The following is a 2,762-nucleotide window of genomic DNA, read 5'->3' on the forward strand; positions in this document are numbered from 1 at the left end:
GGGATGGAGCAGCCCGGTAGCTCGTCAGGCTCATAACCTGAAGGTCGTAGGTTCAAAATCCCTAACTCCCCGCAACCCACCAAAACCGATTCCCACAAAGCCCCCGACGCCAAAGCGCCGGCTTTGTGCATGCTCGGCCACTCGACGCTGCTCGATCCACTCCAGGATCCTGCCAAACTCACCGTAGAGCATGGCGTTGACCTCACCGCGCTTCGCGCCGGGCGTAAGCTCGATCCGCTCGATCAGCGCCCGCAACGCATCGGCGGCTTCCTGGCGCTCTTCCGGCTGCGATAGTGCGTGAGTCAGTCGCTCGACTTTGCGCCGATAAATCTCAGAGATGTTGGGGTGGATGTCAGGCACGTCAGCAGGGGCCGCAGCCAAACGAGCGCGGATCGCATCCTCCTGCGCTTCCAGCTCCAAAAGCTCATCGACAAGCGCGCGCGTGCCCTTGCCTTCTTTCGCGAGTGTCACAAGGCCTTTGATCGCCTTGAGGACTTTCTGCAGGTCGGTTCGATCGGCGATCTCTGACGCGCGGCGCTGGTGGTTGATGCGATTATTCTCCTCGACGTAGGTCCGAATGGCCTCTGCCGCGACCTCGGCGGTCATCATGCGATCGCGCAGACCATCAAGGACGCGCGCTTCGAGTTTGTCGCGCGTGATGCTATGCCCGTTCGAGCAGCTTTTCGTATCACCATGGTTCGAACAGGCAAACCGCCCCTGCCCGCGAAGGGAATAAGGACCGCCGCAGCAGCCGCAATAAACCAGGCCGGAAAGAAGGCTTTTTGGGCGATGCGTTCGATTAAGAGCTGTATGGGCGGAGCGGGTTGCTCGATGACATCGGCATATTGGATCGCGATATTCTCCTGCCTTGCCTTCACAGCCTGCCAGAGTTCGTCATCCACGATCCGTAGGTCAGGAACCTCGGTCACAATCCATTCGGATTTGGGATTGATGCGGGAGACGCGCTTGCCGGTTTGCGGGTTCTTCAGATAGCGCAGCCGGTTCCAGACAAGTTTGCCGATATACAGCTCATTGTTGAGGAGGCCTGTGCCGCGCTTGGCGTGGCCGCGGATCGTGGTTGATGTCCACAGCTTGCCCGTTGGGGCTGAAATCCCGGAGTCATTCAGACGGCAGGCAATTGCATGGGGGCTGAGCCCATTGGCGAACTGTCGGAAAACCTGGCGAATGACTTCAGCTTCCGCGGCATTGATGCTGCGCTCACCGTGGACCGGTTCGCCTTCGCTTGAGAAGCGCCGCACGACGTCATAGCCAAAGCAAAGCCCGCCACCCGATTTGCCCATTTCGACGCGGCCGCGCAGACCGCGATGGGTCTTCTTCGCAAGATCCTTGAGGAACAGCGCGTTCATAGTGCCCTTGAGGCCGACATGCAGTTCAGAAACTTCACCTTCTGCCAGGGTAACTATCTTCACGCCGGCGAACTGGAGATTCTTGTAGAGCGTGGCGACGTCGGCTTGGTCGCGTGACACCCGATCCAACGCCTCGGCCAGCAGAATGTCGAAGCGCCCCATCTGCGCATCGTGCAAAAGTGACTGGATGCCCGGACGCAGTATGACGCTCGCGCCGGAGATCGCGGCATCTTTGTAATTGGCGACAATCCGCCAGCCTTCGCGCGCCGCCTGCTCACGGCATATCAAAAACTGGTCGTCGATAGATGCAGGGCTCTGCTTGTCGTCGGAATAGCGGGCATACAGCGCTACGCGGGGCATTCGGAGTCTCCAGAGATGAGCTTTGGGGTTAGTCTACAGATTTGACCATGCTTGCCAATCTGAGGAAGAAATCAAAATTAGAGCGCGGCTTTATGCTGTCCTGCAGTCGGCCAACATGGATGAGCAGGGCTTCGAGATCGTGATCAATCGACCCTCGCGACGTGCTGCCGTCGGTTCTATTCGGTTAATCGTCGGAATATATTCATTTCACGTGTGCCGTTCGTTTTCTGCTAATCTGGCGGGAGTCGACCAACTCACGCCGTTCCGATGCGGCTGCAGGAACATTGCCTTGCGCTGGAACCGATCATTCGCACGTTCGGCAGCTGTCGGACAGCAAGGCGCCCTAATTCCGGTTGTTTGGACGAAGATCGGAGCAACCTAAAGGGGTGGCTGATAAAGGCAGCAAAGAAAGGGACTGCCATTACGCCAATAGGCAGTGGTTGTCAGGGCTGGGCGGGGTCAAAGCAAATATGTCGCAACTTGATCCATTTAATGCTTCATGCTGGTGCCCGATTTCCATACAGACGGCGCGGGGGAGTTTCGACATTGACCTTGCACAATTGCCCACCGCCGAACGCTGCGCTGAAACGATGGCTTAAGGATTATCCGAGCGATGTCGATAATTACGGTCATCTGTTGCTCGAGCAAGATTGCTACTGCGACGATGATCTGATCGCCGATTTCGTGTCTTATTTCGAATCCGCGCATGCAGATGCCCGCGCGTTTTTTTTTTTTTCACGAACAGATGGGCATCGAGCTTCACCCCGACGCGGATAACCCCGCAGTGCATATCACTTATCCGACCTGCCTGCCGTCGATCACGCGACGTGGCCTGTTCGGTGAAGTCATGGCCGGCATGCTTACTGAGCACTACGATTATATCGGTAGCCATGAATGGACGATCCCGGTCTTCCTATTTCGTTATCACGAGGATGCGGAAGCTTATTTGTTCGCGCTCGTCCGGGATAAARGAACGCAAGCGCGAGGTCTACGGCAGGCGTGGCTCCGACTTCCTCGCGCTCGCGTTGAATGACG

Annotated in this window: 2 protein-coding genes and 2 pseudogenes; 1 reads left to right on the forward strand and 3 read right to left on the reverse strand. The window is 57.3% G+C overall.

The genetic code is table 11. From position 1 onward, the window contains the following. Nucleotides 1–30: 30 nt before the first annotated feature. The 3 genes and pseudogenes from BF95_RS30010 to BF95_RS30020 form a co-directional block, all read right to left on the reverse strand. Nucleotides 31–609 carry a hypothetical protein gene (locus tag BF95_RS30010; RefSeq protein WP_235210000.1) on the reverse strand — a complete coding sequence of 193 codons (579 nt, stop codon included), beginning with the start codon at nt 607–609 and terminating at the stop codon, nt 31–33. 66 nt (nt 610–675) lie between these two features. Next, nucleotides 676–888, reverse strand: a pseudogene (locus BF95_RS30865) (hypothetical protein); the annotation flags it as partial. A gap of 35 nt (nt 889–923) precedes the next feature. Next, nucleotides 924–1,727: pseudogene (locus tag BF95_RS30020) on the reverse strand (recombinase family protein); the annotation flags it as partial. 706 nt (nt 1,728–2,433) lie between these two features. Here BF95_RS30020 and BF95_RS24860 point away from each other — a divergent pair. After that, a complete protein-coding gene (locus tag BF95_RS24860) occupies nt 2,434–2,760 on the forward strand; it encodes a hypothetical protein (RefSeq protein ID WP_051520236.1) in 327 nt (108 codons plus the stop codon). Nucleotides 2,761–2,762: the final 2 nt, after the last annotated feature.

The organism is Sphingobium sp. Ant17, assembly GCF_000588875.1.
Taxonomy (GTDB): Bacteria; Pseudomonadota; Alphaproteobacteria; order Sphingomonadales; family Sphingomonadaceae; genus Sphingobium.

Coding starts and splice junctions, on each gene's coding strand:
- BF95_RS30010 (WP_235210000.1), bottom strand. CDS start 609: ATGATGACCGCCGAGGTCGCGGCAGAGGCCATTCGGACCTACGTCGAG.